At 65.6% G+C, this 4413-nt stretch carries 2 protein-coding genes; one reads left to right on the top strand and one right to left on the bottom strand.

The window, feature by feature from the left end; all coding sequences use genetic code 11:
- The first annotated feature begins 183 nt into the window (after positions 1-183).
- Positions 184-2847 carry an aminopeptidase N gene (gene pepN / locus IEW15_RS24845; protein WP_188583121.1) on the top strand — a complete coding sequence of 888 codons (2664 nt, stop codon included), beginning with the start codon at positions 184-186 and terminating at the stop codon, positions 2845-2847.
- An 80-nt stretch (positions 2848-2927) separates the two neighbouring features.
- Here the strand turns inward: pepN and IEW15_RS24840 are convergent, their stop codons facing one another.
- Positions 2928-4121, bottom strand: a complete 1194-nt coding sequence (locus IEW15_RS24840; protein WP_188583119.1) for a methyl acetate hydrolase AcmB — start codon at positions 4119-4121, stop codon at positions 2928-2930.
- Between the last annotated feature and the right edge of the window lie 292 nt (positions 4122-4413).

Below are 4413 nucleotides of genomic sequence, written 5' to 3'. Positions count from 1 at the left end.
GTGGAAGCCTGTTGAATCACGCCAAACTATCGTGCGCCAGAGATTCCGATCACCGCGTTAACCTGAACTCGTTGCCCTGGGCGGCGGGCCAGCCGGCTTGCTCCCGGCGGCTGGCGGGTGCAGGATCAGGGGATCAGCCTGGTCCCTCTGGCCGGCTTCTGCCTTCGATCAACCGGGACGCGCATGAAAACCGATCTGCCGAAGACCATCCTGCTCGCTGAATATGCGCCGCCTGCCTATCAGGTATCGACGATCGACCTGGAATTCAGGCTCGATCCGCATGCGACGCGGGTGACCGCCACCAGCCGCTTCGACCGCATGGCCGGGGCCGCCGCCGACGCGCCGCTGGTGCTGGACGGTGCCGGGCTGCGGTTGGTCTCGATCATGATCGACGGTGCGCCGGTGGGCCCCGAGCGCTATGACCAGCAGGAAGAGCGTCTGGTCATTCGCGGGGTTCCGGCCGGTTTCGTGCTGACGGTCATCACCGAGATCGATCCGGCCGGCAACACCGCGCTGGAAGGGCTGTACCTGTCGAACGGCATCTTCTGCACCCAGTGCGAAGCCGAGGGCTTTCGCAAGATCACCTATTTCCCCGATCGGCCGGATGTGATGGCGCGCTATCGCACCACGATCGTCGGCGATCCGGTGGTCCTGCCGGTGATGCTGTCCAATGGCAATCCGGTTGCGGACGAGACCGGGCCGGACGGCCTGCGCCGGATCGTGTGGGAAGACCCGTTCCCCAAGCCCAGCTATCTGTTCGCGCTGGTGGCCGGGGATCTGGCACTTCACGAGGACAGCTTCACCACGATCAGCGGCCGGAGCGTGGCGCTGCGGCTGTATGTGGAGCCGCGCAACGCCGACAAATGCGCCCATGCGATGGCCTCGCTGAAAAAGGCGCTGGCCTGGGACGAGACCGCCTATGGCCGCGAATACGATCTGGACATCTACATGATCGTTGCGGTCGATGACTTCAACATGGGCGCCATGGAGAACAAGGGCCTGAATGTCTTCAATTCGAAGTACATTCTGGCCCGCCCCGACACCGCCACCGATGCCGATTATGCCGGCATCGAGGCGGTGGTCGCCCATGAATACTTCCACAACTGGACCGGCAATCGCATTACTTGCCGCGACTGGTTTCAGTTGAGCCTGAAGGAAGGGCTGACGGTCTTCCGCGAACAGCAGTTCGTGGCCGATCATCAGTCGGCGGCGGTGTCGCGCATCCATGACGTGCGGGTGCTGCGCGCGGCGCAGTTCCCTGAGGATGCCGGCCCGACCGCCCATCCGGTGCGCCCCGACAGCTATATCGAGATCAGTAATTTCTATACCAGCACGGTCTACAACAAGGGCGCCGAAGTCATCCGCATGCTCCATACCCTGATCGGCGAGGACGCCTATCGCCGGGGCATGGATCTGTACTTCCAGCGCCATGACGGCCAGGCGGTGACCTGCGAGGATTTCATCCGCGCCCATGCCGACGCCAATGACCTCGACCTCGGCGATTTCTTCCGCTGGTATGTTCAGGCGGGGACGCCCGAGGTGTCGGTCGATACCCGTCATGACCCCGATGCCGGCACCTTCGACGTCACCTTCACCCAGACCCTGGCGCCGACCCCCGGCCAGCCGGTGAAGCAGCCCATGGTCGTGCCTGTGCGCGCGGCGCTGATCGGCCCCGACGGCGCACCTTTGCCGATGATGCTGGCCAATGAACCCGCCGATGCACCGCAGGCCGGCGCCCTGGAGCGGGTGCTGGTGCTGTCCGACCGCGTCACCCGCTTCACCTTCATGCAGCTACCCGAACGGCCGGTGCCGTCGCTGCTGCGCGGTTTCTCGGCGCCGGTGAAGCTGGACACCAGGGCCAAGGATGCCGATCTGGCCTTCCTGATGGGCCATGACGACGACCCGTTCAATCGATGGGAGGCGGCGCAGACCTATGCCATCCGGGTTATCCACCGGCTGATCGCCGATATCGGCGCCGGCCGTCCGCTGGTGCTGCCCCTGGAGTTCCGCGAGGCCTTCACCCGTACCATCACCGATGACGCGCTGGACCCGGCGCTGGTTGCCGAGGCGCTGACCCTGCCGGGGGAGAGCTATCTGGCCGAGACGATGTCGCGGATCGATGTCGAGGGCATCACCACCGCGCGCCAGTTCGTGCGGCGCGAGATCGGCCGCAGCCTGGAGCCGCAGTTGATCGCGCTGTTCGACCGGCTGGAAGCGGCCGAGGCCGGCCAGCCCTATGCCTTCGAGACCGCGGCGGTCGGCCGGCGGTCGCTGGCCAATCTGTGCCTGGCCTATCTGGGTGCGGCGGGCGGCACCGCCGGGCTTGAGCGGGCCGAGCGGCGCTTCGCCACCGCCACCAACATGACCGATGCTCTGGGCGGTCTGCTGGTGCTGGCCGATCAGCCGGGCGAGCTGTCACAGCCGGCATTCGATGCGTTCTATGACCGCTGGAAAGATGAACCGCTGGTGGTCGACAAATGGTTCATGGTCCAGGCGACGGCCTCGCGCCCGGATGCGCTGGATCACGTGCTGATGTTGATGGAACATGCCGCGTTCTCGATGCGCAATCCCAATCGGGTCCGGTCGCTGATCGGCGCCTTCGCCGCCAGCAATCCGCAGGGTTTCCATGCCGCAGACGGCCGTGGTTATGAATTCCTCGCCGACCAGATCGTGGCTCTGGATGCCATGAACCCGCAGATCGCCGCCCGTCTGGTGGGTCCGTTCAAGCGCTGGCGGCGCTATGACGACCGCCGCCAGGGCATGATGCGCGCGGCGCTGGAGCGGATCATGTCGCGCAAGAGCCTGTCGCGCGACGTGTATGAGATGGTGACCAAGTCTCTGGCCTGATGGGCTCTGGCCTGATGGGCTCTGGCCTGAAGGAGACTGGCCGCACGGCGCCGACGGCGGCGCCGTGCGGCACAAGGCCGTCAGCCGGTGATGCCGGCGTGGCGATAGACCGCTGTCTCGAAGTCGAGATAGCCGCCGACCGATGCGGGATCGGCAAAGGGCAGGATCTGGGTCGCCCAGAATCCGCCGATGCCATTGGGGCGATCGATCCAGTAATACAGGTTGGCAAGACCCGCCCAGGCCAGTGATCCGGCCGGCCGGCCGGTGGGGGCGGGCTCGTCATTGATCATGAAGGTCAGGCCCCAGGATTTCGGCATGCCGGGAAAGAATTCGGCTTCGTTGGACAGGCTGGGGATCACGCCGGGCAGCGCCTTGATCTTCATCTCGCCCAGACCGTTCTGCTCCGCCATCCGCACGGTTTCAGGCTTCAGCACGGCACGACCATCCGGTCCCCTGCCGTCATTCAGCCACATGCGGATGAAGCGGGCATAGTCGGGGGCGGTGGAATGGAGCCCATGGCCGCCCATGTGGATCTCCGGATCCTGCGGCAGCATGAAATCGGGCACCGCTGACAGGGCGCCGGTCTCGTCGCGCTGATGCATGATCGCCATCCGCTCATGCATGGATGGCGTCATCGAGAACGCGGTATCGGTCATGCCGAGCGGGTCCAGGATGCGATCCTGCATCACCGCACCCAGCCGCTGGCCGGTGATCCGTTCGATGATCTGGCCGACCCAGTCGATGTTGGAGCCATATTCCCACTGCGTGCCGGGGTCGAACAGCAGGGGCGTGCGCAGGGCTTCGTGCGTGGCGGTGATAACGCTGGGCTGCCGGCCGGCCTCGGCCAGTCTGGCATAGGTCTCGTTGAAGAAGTCATAGCCGAGGCCGGCCGTGTGCAGCAGCAGCATGCGGGTCGTGATGTCGCGACTGGGCGCCCGCAGACGCGGCGTGCCGTCGTCGTCGAACCCGTCGATCACCTGAAGTGCCGCGATCTCGGGCACATAGGTGCTGGCCGGTGCATCGAGGTCGAGCCGGCCATCCTCGACCAGTTGCAGGGCGGCGGTGCCGGTGATGGCCTTGGTGGTCGAGAAGATGGCGAAGACGGTGTCGGTGGTCATCGGTGCGTCGGAGCCAAGCCCGCGCGTTCCGGCCGCACCCTCATAGATCGTGCCGTCACGATCGGTGGCGACGGCGACCACACCCGGCACACCCGGTGTGGCATCGACGGCATGGCGCAGCACCGCATCGGCACTGCTGGTCAGGCTGTTGGTCATGATGGTCCTCCCTTGGGCGATGCGCGGCCTGTCATCCTGTTGTCCGGCATTGGGCGGCGCGCCCGGTTGTCGATATCCCCCCTGATCGTATCGCATTCCGGTATCGGGTTCTGTCTGGCATCGGCATGACGTGTCGGGCATCGGCAGATTTTCCGGCGCCTGAAACGGAGGAGAGCCACTGGCTCTCGTCAGCCTGTCGGGTTGGCGGTCAGGGCAACGAGTCCAGGTTAACGCGCTTGCAGAGCCGCCATGAGGTATTGTGTGTCCCACGTGGCAAGTTTGCGCCTGGCCT

The organism is Tistrella bauzanensis (genome assembly GCF_014636235.1).
GTDB lineage: Bacteria > Pseudomonadota > Alphaproteobacteria > Tistrellales > Tistrellaceae > Tistrella > Tistrella bauzanensis.
The sequence above is the reverse complement of the archived record's forward strand: the minus strand, read 5'-3'. Positions and strand labels throughout refer to the sequence as shown.

Excerpts from the sequence above, each read along its gene's own strand:
- pepN (WP_188583121.1), top strand. The coding sequence starts at position 184 with ATGAAAACCGATCTGCCGAAGACCATCCTGCTCGCTGAATATGCGCCG.
- IEW15_RS24840 (WP_188583119.1), bottom strand. The coding sequence starts at position 4,121 with ATGACCAACAGCCTGACCAGCAGTGCCGATGCGGTGCTGCGCCATGCC.